Origin of the sequence: Nocardioides rubriscoriae, from assembly GCF_008087085.1 — a bacterium.
Classification (GTDB): Bacteria; Actinomycetota; Actinomycetes; order Propionibacteriales; family Nocardioidaceae; genus Nocardioides; species Nocardioides rubriscoriae.
In genome coordinates, this window is the sequence record NZ_VIYJ01000012.1 from 78,048 (window position 1) to 94,619 (window position 16,572).

13 protein-coding genes, 2 pseudogenes and 1 riboswitch are annotated in these 16,572 nt (G+C 74.1%); of the genes and pseudogenes, 7 read left to right on the top strand and 8 right to left on the bottom strand.

From position 1 onward, the window contains the following. Nucleotide 1 precedes the first annotated feature (1 nt). From cobO to FZC61_RS20275, 6 genes and pseudogenes are all read left to right on the top strand, one after another. Nucleotides 2–616, top strand: a complete 615-nt coding sequence (gene cobO, locus FZC61_RS20250) for a cob(I)yrinic acid a,c-diamide adenosyltransferase (RefSeq protein ID WP_148615994.1) — start codon at nucleotides 2–4, stop codon at nucleotides 614–616. Next, a pseudogene (gene cobBC, locus FZC61_RS24105) lies at nucleotides 613–2,977 on the top strand (bifunctional hydrogenobyrinic acid a,c-diamide synthase/histidinol phosphate aminotransferase CobBC). Before cobO ends, cobBC begins: the two are co-directional and overlap by 4 nt. 150 nt (nucleotides 2,978–3,127) lie before the next feature. Beyond that, a complete protein-coding gene (locus tag FZC61_RS20260; protein ID WP_148615995.1) occupies nucleotides 3,128–3,337 on the top strand; it encodes a CbtB domain-containing protein in 210 nt (69 codons plus the stop codon). Nucleotides 3,338–3,351: 14 nt separating this feature from the next. After that, nucleotides 3,352–4,113 carry a CbtA family protein gene (locus FZC61_RS20265; RefSeq protein WP_148615996.1) on the top strand — a complete coding sequence of 254 codons (762 nt, stop codon included), beginning with the start codon at nucleotides 3,352–3,354 and terminating at the stop codon, nucleotides 4,111–4,113. Further along, nucleotides 4,110–5,144 (top strand): nicotinate-nucleotide--dimethylbenzimidazole phosphoribosyltransferase, encoded by a 1,035-nt coding sequence (cobT, locus tag FZC61_RS20270; protein ID WP_148615997.1) that lies wholly within the window; start codon nucleotides 4,110–4,112, stop codon nucleotides 5,142–5,144. The genes FZC61_RS20265 and cobT overlap by 4 nt, the downstream gene beginning before the upstream one ends. Further along, nucleotides 5,141–5,851: an adenosylcobinamide-GDP ribazoletransferase gene (locus tag FZC61_RS20275; RefSeq protein WP_246142822.1), complete on the top strand. Its 711-nt coding sequence runs from the start codon at nucleotides 5,141–5,143 to the stop codon at nucleotides 5,849–5,851. The genes cobT and FZC61_RS20275 overlap by 4 nt, the downstream gene beginning before the upstream one ends. Here FZC61_RS20275 and cobU read toward each other — a convergent pair. Then, the gene (gene cobU / locus FZC61_RS20280; RefSeq protein ID WP_148615998.1) at nucleotides 5,848–6,363 is read right to left on the bottom strand and encodes a bifunctional adenosylcobinamide kinase/adenosylcobinamide-phosphate guanylyltransferase; all 516 of its coding nucleotides are present in this window, start codon (nucleotides 6,361–6,363) and stop codon (nucleotides 5,848–5,850) included. The genes FZC61_RS20275 and cobU overlap by 4 nt on opposite strands. A 2-nt stretch (nucleotides 6,364–6,365) precedes the next feature. On the opposite strand from cobU, the gene FZC61_RS20285 reads away from it, so the two are divergent. Next, nucleotides 6,366–7,280, top strand: coding sequence for a cobalamin biosynthesis protein (locus FZC61_RS20285; protein ID WP_148615999.1), 915 nt, complete (start codon nucleotides 6,366–6,368; stop codon nucleotides 7,278–7,280). Here FZC61_RS20285 and FZC61_RS20290 read toward each other — a convergent pair. The 7 genes and pseudogenes from FZC61_RS20290 to FZC61_RS20315 form a co-directional block, all read right to left on the bottom strand. After that, on the bottom strand, nucleotides 7,174–7,965 hold the full coding sequence (locus FZC61_RS20290) for a cobalt-precorrin-6A reductase (RefSeq protein WP_148616000.1): 792 nt from the start codon (nucleotides 7,963–7,965) through the stop codon (nucleotides 7,174–7,176). The two genes, FZC61_RS20285 and FZC61_RS20290, sit on opposite strands and share 107 nt — an antisense overlap. Then, nucleotides 7,962–9,347 carry a cobyric acid synthase gene (locus FZC61_RS20295; protein ID WP_148616001.1) on the bottom strand — a complete coding sequence of 462 codons (1,386 nt, stop codon included), beginning with the start codon at nucleotides 9,345–9,347 and terminating at the stop codon, nucleotides 7,962–7,964. Before FZC61_RS20295 ends, FZC61_RS20290 begins: the two co-directional genes overlap by 4 nt. Nucleotides 9,348–9,582: 235 nt before the next feature. Then, nucleotides 9,583–10,356, bottom strand: a complete 774-nt coding sequence (gene cobF, locus FZC61_RS20300; protein WP_170286202.1) for a precorrin-6A synthase (deacetylating) — start codon at nucleotides 10,354–10,356, stop codon at nucleotides 9,583–9,585. A gap of 1 nt (nucleotide 10,357) precedes the next feature. Continuing rightward, nucleotides 10,358–13,960 (bottom strand): cobaltochelatase subunit CobN, encoded by a 3,603-nt coding sequence (gene cobN, locus FZC61_RS20305; protein ID WP_148616002.1) that lies wholly within the window; start codon nucleotides 13,958–13,960, stop codon nucleotides 10,358–10,360. 45 nt (nucleotides 13,961–14,005) lie between these two features. Continuing rightward, nucleotides 14,006–14,113: riboswitch (cobalamin riboswitch) on the bottom strand. A 166-nt stretch (nucleotides 14,114–14,279) separates the two neighbouring features. After that, nucleotides 14,280–15,206 carry a methyltransferase domain-containing protein gene (locus FZC61_RS20310; RefSeq protein WP_246142823.1) on the bottom strand — a complete coding sequence of 309 codons (927 nt, stop codon included), beginning with the start codon at nucleotides 15,204–15,206 and terminating at the stop codon, nucleotides 14,280–14,282. 38 nt (nucleotides 15,207–15,244) lie between these two features. Then, nucleotides 15,245–15,604 (bottom strand): annotated as a pseudogene (locus FZC61_RS24110) (GNAT family N-acetyltransferase); the annotation flags it as partial. A gap of 35 nt (nucleotides 15,605–15,639) precedes the next feature. Beyond that, nucleotides 15,640–16,197 carry an AAA family ATPase gene (locus FZC61_RS20315; protein WP_148616003.1) on the bottom strand — a complete coding sequence of 186 codons (558 nt, stop codon included), beginning with the start codon at nucleotides 16,195–16,197 and terminating at the stop codon, nucleotides 15,640–15,642. Nucleotides 16,198–16,572: the final 375 nt, after the last annotated feature.

The following is a 16,572-nucleotide window of genomic DNA, read 5'->3' on the forward strand; positions in this document are numbered from 1 at the left end:
CGTGCCGCAGGGCAAGCCGCTCGTCGTCCCCGACGACGGGCTCACCACCGCACAACGCCGCAACCAGCCGCTGCTGATGGTCCACACCGGCGACGGCAAGGGGAAGTCGACCGCCGCCTTCGGCCTGGCGATCCGCGCCTGGAACCAGGGCTGGGACGTCGGGGTGTTCCAGTTCGTCAAGTCGGCCAAGTGGCGCATCGGCGAGCAGACCGTGCTCGAGCGCCTCGGCGAGCTGCACGCGCAGACCGGCGAGGGCGGACCCGTCGAGTGGCACAAGATGGGGTCGGGCTGGTCGTGGTCGCGCAAGGCCGGGGAGGCCGAGGACCACGCCCGCGACGCCGCCGAGGGGTGGGCCGAAGTCAAGCGCCGGATCGCCGAGGAACGCCACGACCTCTACGTCCTCGACGAGTTCACCTACCCGATGCAGTGGGGCTGGGTCGACGTCGACGACGTGGTCTCGACGCTGCGCGACCGCCCCGGCCGGCAGTACGTCGTGGTGACCGGCCGTCGTGCCCACCCCGCCCTGGTCGAGGCCGCCGACCTGGTCACCGAGATGACGAAGGTCAAGCACCAGATGGACCGGGGCCAGAAGGGCCAGCGGGGCATCGAGTGGTGAACGCGCTCCCCCTCCCCCGGTCCCTGCCGCGGATCGTGGTGGCGGCCCCCGGCACCGGCCAGGGCAAGACCACGGTCGCCACCGGCCTGATGGCGGCCCTGCGGGCCCGCGGGCTGGTCGTGAGCGGCCACAAGGTCGGGCCCGACTACATCGACCCCGGCTACCACGCCCTCGCCTGCGGCCGCCCCGGTCGCAACCTCGACCCGCACCTGGTCGGTGAGCACCGCGTCGTCCCGCTGCTCGCGCACGGCGCCACGGTGCCGACGTCGGCCGACGTCGCCGTCGTCGAGGGCGTCATGGGCCTCTACGACGGCCGCGTCGGCAGCGCCGGCTTCTCCTCGACCGCCCACGTCGCGGCGCTGACCCGCTCGCCGATCGTGCTCGTCGTCGACATCTCGAGGTCCTCACGCACCGTCGGCGCGGTCGTGCACGGCCTGGCCACCTACGACCCGTCGGTCGAGGTGGCGGGCGTGATCCTCAACCAGGCGGGCTCCCCCCGCCATGCCGCCGAGGTGGCGTCGTCGGTGCGGCTGCCCGTGCTCGGCACCATCCCCCGGGACAAGACCCTGGCCACGCCGTCGCGCCACCTCGGTCTGGTCACCGTCGCCGAGCGCGACGAGAGCGCTGCTCTGGTCGCAGCCCTGGGCGCACGCATCACCGAGACGGTCGACCTCGACGCGGTGCTGGCGGTCGCCGGCGCGGCCCCCGACCTCGACGCGCCTGCCTGGGACCCCACCGCCGAGGTCACGACGCCGTCGGGGCGCCGCCCGGTCGTGGCGGTGGCGGCGGGTCGGGCGTTCACGTTCCGCTACGCCGAGACCGCCGAGCTGCTCACGGCCGCCGGCTGCGACGTCGTGACCTTCGACCCGCTGCTCGACGACACCCTCCCCCACGGCACCGCGGGACTCGTCCTGGGCGGGGGGTTCCCCGAGGAGCACGCCGCCGCCCTCTCGGCCAACACGGCGCTGCTGGGGGCCGTGCGCGACGCGGTCGCGTCCGGCACCCCGACCGTGGCCGAGTGCGGCGGCCTGCTCTACCTGTGCCGCACCCTCGACGGCACTCCCATGGTCGGCGCCATCGACGCCGAGGCTCGCATGGTCGGGCTGACCCTCCGCTACCCCACGGCGACCGCCGCGGCCGACGGGCTGTTGACGCGGGCCGGCGAGCAGGTGGCCGGCCACGAGTTCCACCACACGACGGTCGAGCCGGTCACCGGCCTCGACCCGACCTGGGTCGTCGACGGCCAACCGGTGGGCTTCGGCAGCGCGACCCTGCACGCCTCCTACCTCCACACCCACTGGGCCGGTCACCCCCACCTGGCCCAGCGCTTCGCCGACGCCGTCCACGCCCGTGCCTGACCCCCACGCACCGGAGGACCCGCTGCGGCACCACGGAGACGTGGAGGCACGCGGGCTGCTCGACCTGGCCGTCAACGTCTTCCCGGGGCCGCGTCCACGGTGGCTCGACGACGCCCTGCGGGCCAGCCTCGACGACGTGGGCGCCTACCCCGACCCGGCGGCCGCGCAGGCGGCGGTGGCGGCCCACCACGGGCGCGATCCCACCGAGGTTCTGCTGACCGCCGGCGCGGCCGAGGCGTTCTCGCTGGTGGCGCGCAGACCGTGGCGGCGTCCGGTCGTGGTGCACCCGCAGTTCACCGAGCCGCACGCCGCGCTCGAGCAGGCCGGGCACCCGGTGACGTCGGTGGTGCTCCGGCACCCCTTCGTGCTCGACCCCTCCCTGGTGCCCGAGGACGCCGATCTCGTCGTGCTGGGCAACCCGACCAACCCGACCGGCGTGCTGCACCCCCGGGACGTCGTGCTCGCCCTGCGCAGGCCCGGGCGGCTGCTCGTGGTCGACGAGGCCTTCATGGACACCGTGCCCGGCGAGCCCGCCTCGGTCCTCGGCGAGAGCGGCGCTCTCGTCGTCCGGAGCCTCACCAAGCACTGGTCGATCCCCGGGATCCGCGCAGGCTACGTCGTCGGCGAGCCGGCCCTCCTGACCCAGCTGAGACGGGCCCAGGTGCCGTGGTCGGTGTCGACGACCGCCATCACTGCGAGCACCGCTCTCGCCTCTGGAGAGGCGAGGGACGAGTCGGCGCGACGCGCCGCACTGATCACCGAGTGGCGGGAGAATCTCCAGCAGGGCCTGGCCGATCTCGGAGTCGACCACGTCGACTCCACCTCCAGCTTCGTCCTGGCCCGTGTCGGCGAGGGCGTTCACGCCCGACTGAGGGCCGCCGGGATCGCCGTACGACGGGCCGACACCTTCCCCGGGCTCGACGCCACCTGGGTCCGGATCGCGGTCCGGCCACAACCCGTGACCGAGATGTTGCTCGCCGGGCTCCGCGATGCCCTAGGGTGAGCCTGCGGGCACGAGGAAGCCGGTGGGAATCCGGCACAGTCGCGCTACTGTGACCGCCGCCTCCAGCGATGGAGCGGCGGAAGTCAGACCCGAAGGTCCGCATTCCACCCCATCGACAAGGGACGCACTCATCCCTTCAGGAGGACCCTCATGGCTCACGCCGTCGCCACCCCCGAGATCCAGCTCCCGACGATCCCGCTCCGCGAGCTCGGCCCCTGGGCCCTGCTGTTCGCGCTGCTCACGACCGTCGTGGTCTTCTTCATCAGCGCCGACCAGGGCGCGGTCTCCGTGCCCTCGGGCACCGCGATCCACGAGTGGGTGCACGACGCCCGCCACCTGCTCGGCTACCCCTGCCACTGACGGCCCTCGCCGAGATGACTGCGCGCGCCTTCCTGGTGCGCGGGTTGCTGGTCGGCCTCCTGGCCGGCCTCGCGACCTTCGCGACCGCCTACGTCGTGGGTGAGCCCCACGTCGAGGCCGCCCTGCAGGTCGAGGAGGCCCACGCGGCCACCGAGACCGACGAGGCCGGCCACCACGACGACGTCGCCGTCGTCCCGCGCACCCAACAGCGCACCCTCGGCCTGCTCACCGGCTCGCTCAGCATCGCCACGGTGCTGGGCGGCACGGTCGCCCTCGTGGCGGCCGGCACGGTCGGCCGGGTCGGACGGCTGAGCCCCCGTCAGTCCACCGGCCTGGTCGCCCTGATCGGGTTCGTGGCGGTGGCGCTGGTGCCGTTCCTGAAGTACCCCGCCTCGCCGCCCGCGGTCGGCAGCGCCGACACGATCGGGGCCCGCACCACCGACTACTTCGGGTTCCTGCTGGTCTCCGTGGTCGTCGCGGTGCTGGCGACCGGGCTGGCCCTGCGCCTGCTCGACCGGCACGGCGCCTTCACCGCCGGGCTCGCCGGGGTCGCGGCGTACGTCGTGGCGATGGTCGCGGTCGGCTCCCTGATGCCCGCCGTCGACGAGCTGGGCGACTTCCCCGCCGACACGCTGTGGTACTTCCGGCGCGCCTCGATCGCCACGCTCACCGTGATGTGGGCGGCGATCGGGATCGGCCTCGCGGGGCTCGTCGGCCGTCTCCACGACCGCGAGCGCGCGGTCGTCGCCCGTCGCGAGCTGGCGGCGTCGCTGTGACCGCACCCCACGTCGCCCCGCCCGACCCCGCCACCGCGGCGGCGGCGGCCGAGCGACTCGCCGGGCTCGCCACGCCCGCCGGGGCGCTGGGCCGGCTCGGCGACCTCGCGGTCTGGTGGTCGGCCACCCAGGGCGCGGTCCCGCCGCCCACCGTCGACCGCGTGCGGCTGGTGATCTTCGCCGGTGACCACGGCGTCGCCGCCCACGGCGTCAGTGCCTACCCGCCCGCGATCACCGGGGCGATGGTCCGCACGTTCGTGGCCGGACGCGCCGGGGTCTCCGCCCTCGCGGCCGCCCACGGCGTGCACGTACGGGTGCTCGACCTCGGGGTCGACGACGACCTCGACGACGTGCCCGACGAGGTTCGGGCCCGCAAGGTGCGGCGGGGCTCGGGGGCCATCCACCTCGAGGACGCCCTCACCACCGACGAGACCCGGCAGGCCCTCGCGGCCGGTCGGGCCGTCGCGCTGGAGGAGGTCGCTGCCGGGGCGCAGCTGCTGCTCACCGGCGACATGGGCATCGGCAACACCACCCCGGCGGCCGCCCTGGTGGCCGCGGGGCTCGGCGTACGGGCCGAGGACGTCGTGGGCCGCGGCACCGGCGTCGACGACGACGGCCTCGAACGCAAGCGCGTCGTCGTCGCGGCGGCCCTGGCCCGTGCGGGCGACCGGACGGCGGACCCCGTCGAGACGCTGACCGCACTCGGCAGCGCCGACCTCGCCGCCACCGTCGGCTTCCTCGCGGCAGCGGCCGAGGCGGGGGTGCCGGTGCTGCTCGACGGCCTGATGTCGGTGGCCTGCGCGCTCACCGCCGATCGGCTCGCCCCGGGCGCGGCCGCGTGGTTCGCCGCCGGCCACCGCTCCACCGAGCCGGCCCAGTCCCTGGCCCTCGACAAGCTCGGCTTGGCGCCGCTGCTCGACCTGGGCCTGCGCCTGGGCGAGGGCAGTGGCGCGGTCGCCGCCGTGCCGGTCGTACGCAGCGCCGCCGCGCTGCTGCGCGACGTCGCCCTGCTGTCGGAGCTCATGGGTTGAGCAGCACCCTGGTCGACGGCTGGCGGCTCGCGGTCGGCACCCTCACCGCCCTGCGGGTCGGTGCCCCCGGCCGGGTCGACCGGTCGACCGCCCGGGCCGCGATGCTGCTGGCACCGCTGGCGGTCGTGCCGCTGGGGGTGGTCGTGGGGCTGGTCGTGTGGGCGGGCGGGCTCGTCGACCTGCCGCCGCTCGCCGTCGCGCTCGTGGCGCTGGGTGCCCTGGCCTCCGGCAGCCGGGCCCTGCACTGGGACGGCCTGTCCGACGTCGCCGACGGCCTCACCGCCTCCTACGACCGCGAGCGCTCCCTGGCGGTGATGAAGTCCGGCACCGCCGGGCCCGCCGGGGTCGTCGCCGTCGTGGTGGTGCTGGGCGTGCAGGCCGCCGCCCTGTCGGCGTACGTCGGCGACGGGCGACTGGCGGTGCTCGCGGGCGTGCTGGTCTGCCTGTCGCGGTGCGCGCTCTGGGTCGTCTGCGCCGCGCCGGTGCCGGCGGCGCGACCCGACGGCCTGGGCGTCGCGTTCACCTCGACGGTGCCGACGCCGGTGGCCGTCGTGGGCGGGGTGCTGCTCGGGATCGTGCCGGCACTGGTGGTCGTGGCGCTCGTCCGGCGCTGCACGCAGCGCTTCGGCGGTGTGACCGGTGACGTCATGGGTGCGGCGATCGAGCTCGCCCTGGCGGCGCTGCTGCTGGGGCTCTCGTGGCTCTAGAGCGTGAGCACGCGCCCGGCCACGACCAGGTGCACCTCGTCGCAGTCCGCGCCGAACCGTTGGTTGACCGAGCCCAGCAGGTCGCGGAAGAGCCGACCGGAGCGGTGCTCCGGCACGACCCCGAGGCCCACCTCGTTGGTCACCAGCACCACGTCACCGCGCATCGCGGCGACGGCCTGGTCGACCAGGCCGTCGACCCAGGCCGCGAGGTCGTCCTGGGCGTCGTCCCAGCGACCGGCCTCGTCGATCACCCCGGTCAGCCAGGTGCCGAGGCAGTCGACCAGCACCGGGGAGTCGGTGGCCAGCGCCGCGGCGAGGTCGCGGGTCTCGACGGTCTCCCACGTCGCGGGCCGACGGGCCCGGTGGGCGGCGATCCGCGCGGCCCAGTCGGCGTCGTCGCGCTGCGGGCCGGGCGCGACGTAGCGGACCGCCCCCGCCGGCAGCCCCGACACGAGTCGTTCCGCGTGGCGCGACTTGCCGGAGCGCACGCCCCCCGTCACCAGGATCCTCATCGGTGAACCGTCCTCTCGGTCTCGTGCTGGGCTTCGCCGCCGACCAGGCGCTCGGCGACCCGCGCCGCTTCCACCCGGTCGCGGGCTTCGGCCGGGCGGCCCTGACCCTCGAGCGCGTGGGGTACGCCGATCGTCGCAGCCCCGGGGTGCGCCACGTCGCGGTGCTCGTCGGCGGGGCGGGCCTGCTCGGCGCCGTGCTCCCCCGCACGACCGTCACCACCGCGGTCGCGACCTGGGCGGTGCTGGGCGGCCGCTCGCTCGACCGCGAGGCCGCGGCCGTGCAGACGCTGCTCGACGCCGGTCGGCTCGGCGACGCGCGCCAGCGGCTCACCCACCTGGTCGGTCGTGACACCACCGTGCTCGACGAGGCTGGCGTGGCCCGCGCGGTGATCGAGTCGGTGGCCGAGAACACGTCCGACGCCGTGGTGGCGCCGCTGGTCTGGGGCGCCCTCGCCGGTGCGCCGGGGCTCCTGGCCTACCGCGCGGCCAACACGCTCGACGCCATGGTGGGCCACCACACCGAGCGCTACGAGCACTTCGGGTGGGCCGCCGCCCGACTCGACGACGTGCTCAACGTGCCGGGGGCCCGGCTCGCCGCGACGCTGGCGGTGGTGCTCGGCGACGACCGCCGCGGCGCCGTGCGGGCCTGGCGCCGTGACGCCGGCGCGCACCCGAGCCCCAACGCCGGACCGGTCGAGGCGGCGTTCGCCGGCGCGCTCGGCGTACGGCTGGGTGGGGAGACGGTCTACGCCGACCGCACCGAGCAGCGGCCGGTGCTGGGCGACGGACGGGCACCGACGGTGCACGACCTCACCCGCGCCCGGACGTTGGCGCGGCGGGTCGACCTGGCGGCGCTGGTGGTGTGCGCCGGGGCCGCAGCCGTCGCAGCCGTCGCAGCACGGCGTCGACGTCGCTGACGGTCTCGACGCCCACCGGCGCCGGCGGACGGCGGACGACGACCACGGGGACGCCGAGCAGCCCGGCGGCCTGGATCTTGGGGTAGGTGTGGCTGCCACCGGAGTCCTTGGTGACGAGCACGTCGGCGCGGTGACCGCGCATCAGCGCCAGCTCGCCGTCGAGGTCGTAGGGGCCGCGGTCGAGGAGGATCGTCCACGCGGGCGGGACGTCGATCTCGGGCGGGTCGACGACCCGCGCGAGCACCGCGAGGTCACCCAGCACGAGCACGGACCGGCCCAGCTCCTGGCGCCCGACGGTGACGAACGGCCGTCGACCGAGTCGGGCCGTCACCGTCGCCGCCGTCTCGTGGTCGTCGACCCAGTGCCAGTCGCCCGCACCGGCACCGGCACCGGCCCAGCCGGGCCGCTGCAGGCGCAACAGCGGGACCTCGGTGCAGGCCGCTGCGGCGTTGGCGGAGATGCCGGCGGCGAAGGGGTGGGTCGCGTCGACGACCGCGTCGAACTCGGCCGCCGCGTCGCGCAGTCCCTCCACCCCGCCGAACCCGCCGATGCGCACCTCGCCGACCGGGAGCCGCGGCCGTGCGACCCGGCCCGCCAGCGAGGTGACGACCTGGTCGCCGGCGTCGACCAGGCGCGCCGCGAGGTCGCGGGCCTCGGCGGTGCCCCCGAGCACGAGCACCCTCACCAGCGGGCCTGCGCCAGGGCGATCAGGGCGTCGACGTCGAGGTGCTCCTCGACCAGCGCGCCGAGCAGGTCGAGGCGCCGCTCGCGTGCGGCGGGGAACGACGCGGCGGAGCGGATCCCCAGTGCCTGCTGGAGATAGTCGGCGCGGTGGTCGTCGTCCTCGAGCCGGCCGTGCACCATCGTGGCGGTCACGTGACCACGCTCGTGCTCCCCGGTGACCCGGCCGTGGTGGATCTCGTAGCCGGCCGGCTCGTGCACCCGCAGCACCTTGTCGTGGCCGAACTCCGTGACCTGGTCGAGCAGGCCGAGCCCGTCGACCGTCGACGGCGGGCCCTCGACGCCGCGCGGGTCGGCGATGGTCCGGCCGAGCATCTGGGCCCCGCCGCAGATGCCGAGCACCGGGCGCCCGGCCGCGGCGTGCCGCAGGACCGCGGCGTCGAGGCCGCGCTCGCGCAGCCAGGCCAGGTCACTGATGGTCGCGCGGGTGCCGGGCAGCACCACGAGGTCGGCGTCGGCCAGGCCCTGCGGGGTCGACACGAGCACGACGTCGAGGTCGGGCTCGAGCCCGAGGGCGTCGACGTCGGTGAAGTTGCTGATGCGCGGCAGCCGCACCACCGCGACCCGGCGCGCCCCGCCGCCCGAGGTGCGCGCCTCGAGGTCGAGGGCGTCCTCGCTGTCGAGCCACAGGTCCGGGCGCCACGGCAGCACGCCGTGCACGGGCCGGCCGGTGCGTCGTACGAGCTCGTCGAGGCCTGGCTGCAGCAGGCCGAGGTCGCCGCGGAACTTGTTGACCACCCAGCCCGCCAGCAGCCGCGCGTCACTGTCGTCGAGCAGCGCCAGGGTGCCGACGAACGCGGCGAACACTCCCCCGCGGTCGATGTCGCCGACGACCACCGTGGGCAGCCGCGCGTGCTGCGCGAGGCCCATGTTGACGTAGTCGCTGGAGCGCAGGTTGACCTCCGCCGGGCTCCCCGCGCCCTCCGCCACGACCATCTCGTAGCGCGAGGCCAGGTCGTCGTACGCCGCGTGGGCGGCCGCCGCGAGGTGCCGTCGGCCGTCGACGAAGTCGGTGGCCTCGACCGAACCAGCGGGCTGCCCCATCACCACGACGTGGCTGCGGCGCTCACCGCCGGGCTTGAGCAGCACGGGGTTCATGGCGACCTCGGGCACGGCGCGCGCCGCGACCGCCTGGATCCACTGCGCGCGCCCCATCTCACCTGCTGTGCCGGCTGCGTCGACGACGACCATCGAGTTGTTGCTCATGTTCTGCGCCTTGTAGGGCGCCACCTTCACGCCCCGGTCGGCCAGCGCCCGGCACAGCCCGGTCGTCACCACCGACTTGCCGGCGTCCGACGTGGTGCCGGCGACCAGCAGCCCGCTCACGACGGCCGGCCCGTGGTGGTGGTGTCGAGGCTCGTCGCCAGCGCTCCTCGCACCTCGACCACCGTGGACGACCCACCCCACGGTGGTCGAGGAGGTCGCCCGCGATCGTCACGAGACCACACCACCGCAACCGACCCACCCAGGCCGACCCCCACCTGCGGCCGCATTGTCTCGTGACGGTTGCTGGCGCAGCCTCCTCGACCGACGTCCTGGCCGGTCAGCGCACCCGCGACCATCACAGCCGCCGCAGCAGGTAGATGTCCATCACCCAACCGGCCGCCTCGCGCGCCCGCTCCCGCGCGACCTCGATCGCGCGGAGCACGTCACCGACCCGGCCGGCGACGAGCTCCTCGGAGGCCGTGCCGAGGTTGCCGCCCCACCAGATCTGCCAGTCCTCGAGGCCGTCGAGCTCGATGACCCGGTTGAGCATGACGACCAGGTTGTCCTGGCCCGCGTCGATCGCCTGGCGCAGCAGGCGGCCGGAGGTGACGTGGAGCGGCTGGCCGACCTCGTGCAGCACGACCCGGTGCCGGGCGGCGAGCAGCTGGAGGCTGGAGATGCCCGGGATGACGTCGATGGCGAGCTCGAGGCGGCCGCGACGCGCGACCCGTTCGAGCACCCGGATCGTCGAGTCGTAGAAGGCCGGGTCGCCCCAGACCAGGAACCCCGCGTCCCCCTCGTGCGCGAGCAGGGCCTTCTCGTAGGCCAGCGACCGGGCCTCGTGCCACGCCTCGACGACGGCCTCGTACTCCTCCTGGGTGCCGGTGCGCTCGGGCGCACGCTCGCGGGCCGGGTCCTTGATGCGGACGACGACGGGCTCGAAGCCCAGGTGGCGCCGGAGCAGCCGGCCCCGCGCCGCCACGAGCGGGTCGGGCATCCCGCCGCGAGGCGACTTGTCGGAGACCACGAAGAAGGCAACGCTGCGCATCGCGCTCAGCGCCTCGACCGTCACCTGATCGGGGTCACCGGGGCCGACGCCGATCACCCGGACCCGCTTGGGTCCCCCCACCTCAACCACCGTTGCGGTCCTCGAGGTCGCCCTCGAGCTCGAGGTAGACCTGCTGCATGGCCGCCATCACCGCGGCGTCCGGCTCGGCCCACAACCCGCGGTCGGCGGCCTCGTGCAGCTTCTCGACGATGCCGCGCAGCGCCCAGGGGTTGGACTTCCTCATGAACTCCTGGTTGGTGGCGTCGAGCACGTACTCCTTCGCCAGGGTGTCGTACATCCAATCGTGCACGACGCCCGCGGTCGCGTCGAAACCGAAGAGGTAGTCGACGGTGGCGGCGAGCTCGAAGGCGCCCTTGTAGCCATGGCGCTGCATCGCGCCGATCCAGCGCGGGTTGACCACCCGGGAGCGGAAGACCCGGTTGGTCTCCTCCTGCAGGGTGCGGGTGCGGACGGCGTCGGGGGTGGTGGAGTCACCGACGTAGGCCCTCGGGTCGGCGCCGGTCAGCGCGCGCACGGTGGCGATCATCCCGCCGTGGTACTGGAAGTAGTCGTCGCTGTCGGCGATGTCGTGCTCACGGGTGTCGATGTTCTTGGCGGCTACCTTGATGCGCTTGTAGTTGGCCTCCATGTCAGCCGCGGCCGGGGCGCCGTCGAGCCCGCGGCCGTAGGCGAAACCGCCCCACGCCGTGTAGACCTCGGCGAGGTCGTGGTCGTCGCGCCAGGTGCCGGACTCGACGACCTGCAGGATGCCCGCGCCGTAGGACCCCGGCTTGGAGCCGAAGATGCGCGTGGTCGCCCGGCGTTCGTCGCCGTGCTCCTCGAGGTCGCGGAGCATGTGGGCGCGCACGTAGTTGTGCTCGGGCGGCTCGTCGAGGGCGGCCACGAGCCGCACCGCGTCGTCGAGCATCGCGACGACGTGGGGGAAGGCGTCGCGGAAGAACCCCGAGATGCGCACGGTGACGTCGATGCGCGGTCGCCCCAGCTCCTCGAGCGGTACGACGCGCAGGTCGCCGACGCGGCGCGAGGCCTCGTCCCACTCGGGCCGCACGCCGAGCAGCGCCAGCACCTCGGCCACGTCGTCGCCGGAGGTGCGCATCGCCGAGGTGCCCCACACCGACAGACCGACGGAGGTGGGGTGCTCGCCGGTGTCGTCGAGGTAGCGCTGGACCAGCGACTCCGCCATCGCGGCCCCGGTCTGCCAGGCCAGCCGCGAGGGCACCGCACGCGGGTCGACGGTGTAGAAGTTGCGCCCGGTCGGCAGCACGTTGACCAGCCCACGCAGGGGCGAGCCGCTGGGCCCGGCCGGCACGAAACCCCCGTCGAGGGCGTGCAGCACGGCGTCGAGCTCGTCGGTGGTGCGGGCGAGTCTCGGCACCACCTGGGTGGCGGCGAAGGCCAGCACCCGCTGGACCTCGGGGTCGTCGTGAGCAGTGCTCGCTGCGGCCAGGGACCAGCCGGCGTCGTCCATGTGCCGCACCAGCGCCTGCGCCTGCGCCTCGATCTCGTCGACCGCCGTGGTTTCCTCCGCACCCTCCTTGAGACCCAGGGCCGCGCGCAGCCCGGGGACCGCCTGCTCCTGGCCGCCGAAGACCTGTGCCGCGCGCAGGATCGCCAGCACCAGGTTGACCCGCGCCTCGCCTGCGGGCGCCTGACCGAGCACGTGCAGGCCGTCGCGGATCTGGGCGTCCTTGATCTCGCAGAGCCAGCCGTCGACGTGCATGATGAAGTCGTCGAAGGACTCGTCGTCGGGCTGCTCCTCCAGACCGAGGTCGCGGTGCATCTCCGCGGCGTGCATGAGCTGCCAGATCTCCCCGCGGATCGCCGGCAGCTTGGCGGGGTCCATCGCGGCGATGTTGGCGTGCTCGTCGAGCAGCTGCTCCAGTCGGGCGATGTCGCCGTAGGACTCGGCGCGCGCCATCGGCGGGATCAGGTGGTCGACGATCGTCGCGTGGGCACGGCGCTTGGCCTGCGCGCCCTCACCCGGGTCGTTGACCAGGAACGGGTAGACCAGCGGCAGGTCGGCGATCGCCGCGTCGGTCGCGCACGAAGCTGAGAGAGCAGCGTTCTTGCCGGGCAGCCACTCCATCGACCCGTGCTTGCCGAGGTGGACCACGGCGTGGGCACCGAAGCCGTGCCGGATCCACCGGTAGGCCGCGAGGTAGTGGTGGGTCACCGCGAGGTCGGGGTCGTGGTAGATCGCGATCGGGTTCTCCCCGAAGCCCCGCGGCGGCTGGATCAGCAGCACCACGTTGCCGGCCTGGATGGTCGCGAGCACGATCTCACCCGCGTCGTTGACGAACAGGCTGCCGGGCGCTTCGCCCCAGGCCCCGACCATGGCGGCCTTGAGGTCGGCGGGCAGGTCGGCGGTCCAGGCGTCGTACTGCGCACGGGTGACGCGCACGTGCGCGTCGGTGAGCTGGGCGTTGGTGAGCCACTCCTCGTCCTGGCCACCGGCGGCGATCAGCGCGTGGATGAGCGCGTCGCCGGCCTCGGTGTCGTCCTCGAGCTCGAGGCCCGGGATGTCGCCGGGCGCCCCGAGGTCGTAGCCGGCGTCTCGCATCCGGCGCAGCAGCCGCACCGTCGACACCGGGGTGTCGAGGCCGACGGCGTTGCCGACCCGGCTGTGCTTGGTGGGGTACGCCGACAGCATCAGCGCGACCTTGCGCTCGGCGGGCGGGGTGTGGCGCAGCCGGGCGTGGTTGACCGCGATCCGCGCGACCCGGTCGCACCGCTCGGGGTCGGCGACGTATCGCGGCAGGCCGTCGGCGTCGATCTCCTTGAACGAGAACGGCACCGTGATGATGCGGCCGTCGAACTCCGGGATCGCGATCTGCGTCGCGGAGTCCATCGGCGTGACCCCGTCGTCGGAGGCCTCCCAGTCGGCGCGGCTGCTGGTGAGGCAGAGCCCCTGCAGGACAGGGATGTCGAGCGCCGCCATCCGCTCGACGTCCCACGCCTCGTCGTCGCCGCCGGCGCTCGCCCCGGCCGGGGTGCTGCCCCCGGCCGCCAGGACGGTGACCACGAGGGCGTCGAGGCGGCCCAGCGCCTCGTAGAGCTCATCGGGTGCAGAGCGCAGCGAGCCGGCGTACACCGGGACGCCGACGGCGAGCCCGGTCGCGTCGATGGCGGCGACCAGGGCGTCGACGAAGGCGGTGTTGCCGCTGGCCTGGTGGGCCCGGTAGTAGAGCACCCCCACCTTCGGCAGTCCCCCCAGCTCGGACGGCGGTGCCGAGGCGCCCCAGCCCCACGCCGGGATCGCCGCCGGCGCCTCGAACCCCTCGCCGGTGAGCAGCACGGTGTCGGACAGGAACCGGTGCAGCTGGGCGAGGTTGTCGGGGCCGCCCTCAGCGAGGTAGCGGTGGGCCTCGGCGGCCACGCCGATCGGTACCGACGACAGCTCCATCAGCTCGGCACTCGGCTGCTGCTCACCGCCCAGCACCACCATCGGCATCCCCGTGGCCCGGATCCGGGCGAACCCGGAGCACAGGTCCTGCGGCGACCCGAGCACGCGGCCGACGACGAGGTCGCAGCCCTCGATGATCTCGGCCATCGACTGGTGCCCGGGGCGGGCGGGGTTGGCCCACACCCAGTCGGCGCCCAGGGCGCCCGCGGCCCTGGCTGAGAGCAGATCGGTGTCAGAGGTGGACAGCAACGCGAAGCGCATGGTTTCTCCTGGGGTTCTCGCCCCTGTCGGTGGAGGTCCCGTGGCCAGTGTCTGGCTGCGCCGGCCTCCCCGTGTCGTGCGTGTCGTGCTGGTCGTACGAGGAGGTCCGGCGTCACAGTGGCGGAACCGCCCCGGAGTCACACCGGGTTCCTGCTCCACGAGACGTGTCCGCGCAGCGTAGCCCGCCCCGGCGTCTCCTCCGAGGTCCGCCTCAGGATCGGTCGGTAGCGTCGGGACATGAGCCTGCCGAGCAAGCTGACCACGTCCGGGATCGCCGCCAAGCACAAGCTGCGCTGAGTGGTGCCCGGCCCACGTCCGTCTAGCGACCTGGATGGGGGCGCAGCCGGAAGACGAGGATGCCGAGGTAGGTGTCCATCCACCGCTGCTTGTGCGGGTGGCGGCGCCGGTCGTCGTCCGACAGCTGGGGCTCGACGGCGGTCTCGACCCACAGCCCGGCTGCACTGAAGACGGTGAGCAGGTCGGCGATCGTGGAGGGCTGCTTGTGGAGCCTGACCTGGTCGTTCCACCCGGTGGCGTAGGAGAAGCGCTCGGTCGAGTAGTACTCCTCGCCCAGCGAGGTCCCGTTGAGCTCGGTCCGCTCCACGGCGTACCGGATGGGGTGCGTCCTGGTCAGCAGGACGAACCCGTCGTCGGTGAGCAGCGAACGCGCGGTCCGCAGGGTGCGGACCGGGTCGGTCGCGTAGCCGAAGGACTGCAGGAACAGGACCCGGTCGAACGTCCGGCCCGCGACTCCCGGGATCGACTCAAGCTCGTTGAGATCGCACTGGACGAGCTCCGGGTCGGGGGCCGCGGCACCACCTTCACCACCGTCACCGACGAAGTGGCCGCTGACGTCGACGCCTACGCAGGCCCTGGCCCCGGCACGTACGAGCTCGACGAGCTTGCTCCCGTCGCCGCAGCCGACGTCGAGCACCGAGCGTCCTGTCACGTCACCGAGGACCTCTTTGGGCGGCCACTCGACCAGACGGTCCAGCGAGTCCTCGCGTCCCCGGGCCCGCTCGTAGTGCGGTGCCAGCGTGACCCACGGCTGCTCCGCACCAGCACCGACGTCGTCCGGGTCCTCACGCTGGGTCGTGTGCTCGTGCGCCAGGATCCCCATGACCAGGTCGTCGCGCCAGGTGCCGTCGACGAGCGCGGCCTCGCGCTCACGGCCCTCCTCACGGAAGCCGCACCTGCGGTAGCAGGCGATCGCGCGGGCGTTGTCGGCGAGCACCCGCAGGTCCACGCGGTGCAGCCCAGGACGCCGAACGCGTGGTCCAGGACGAGCCGGGTCACCTCGGTCCCGAGCCCCCGGCCGAGCAGGGCCGGGTCGAGCAGACCCACGGCGTACGTCGCCCGGCGGTCGTCCTCGTTCAGCGAGTGCAGTCGGGCGGTCCCGACGAAGCGTCCGCCGACCTCGACCGCCCAGCTGTGCGGGTCGTCGTCGCCGCGCGCGTGGCCGAGCCAGTCCCGCGCATCCTCCAGGCTCATCGCCTGGTGACCGTCCCAGTCGGGCGACCCGCCGAAGGCGCGCACGATGTCGGCCTCGCGACCCAGCGCCGCCCGCTCCTCGGCATCGCTGTCCCGGAATGGACGCAGCGTCACGCGTGCCGATCGCAGGACGGTGCCAGCCAAGCCGTTCATGGGTGCACGCTACGTCGTGCGCCCCGCCCCGGAGGTCAGGCGGGCAACGTGGCCAGCAGGCGTCGGTAGGTGGTCTCCACGTCTCCGTCCGTGCTCTCGACGACGACGGCGTCCGGACGCGTCTGCGTCAGCGCTCGAAGCGCTTCGTGCCGTGCGCGGAGGGCGTCGTCACCGCCCTGGGCAGCGACGACCGCGCGGACCCGGGCGTGCCAGGGGTCGTCGGGCTCGTCGTGCCCCCGCCGGTGGAACCGACTGATCGCCCGATCCATGTCGTCGTCCATCAGGATCCGCTCGACGAAACGGGCGCCCGAGCGCACGGCGCAGGCCTCGAAGTGGGCCACCTCGCCAGGGTCGACGAGCAGCTGCGGGAGCACGACGTCGCGACCGCTTGCGAGGTAGCCCTCGATCATCCCGATGGCCGCAGGCCGGATCAGTGCTCCCGCCCGCACGAAGTCGTCCGACCACCCACCGATGAGGGTGCGCAGCACGTCGATGTCGCAGTTGAGCACGCCCGGGTGCTCGTCGACGTACCGCCGCGCGATCGTGGACTTGCCGATGCCCGGCGGGCCGTTGAGGTGCAACAGGAACGCCACGCGGCGGACGGTACCGCTGGAGGCGCACGAGGGCGGGCTGTCGCAGTCTCCACCGCTCCACCAAGAGCGCGACCGGTGGCGCGAGCACTGGTCGCGGCGTGGTCGGGCGGAGCCCTCCTGGCGGCAAAGTCGGGCACCCCGCTGGTTGAGGTGCGAGGCCGCCCGCGGCCGAGCCTCGAAACCACCGCAGCCGGCGCTGCCAAGGCGGGCACGGGTTGGCAGGGTCGCTCACCGGGTCTCGAGGCTCCTCGCTGGCGCTCGTCGCACCTCGACCAGCGTCGGGTGGGCGCGCCTGACTCTCGGCAGTTCCGGGCGCACGTCCGACGCCTGGATCGCCTCCACAGGACAGCCGAAGTGGCACCGTGACCGTCGGCG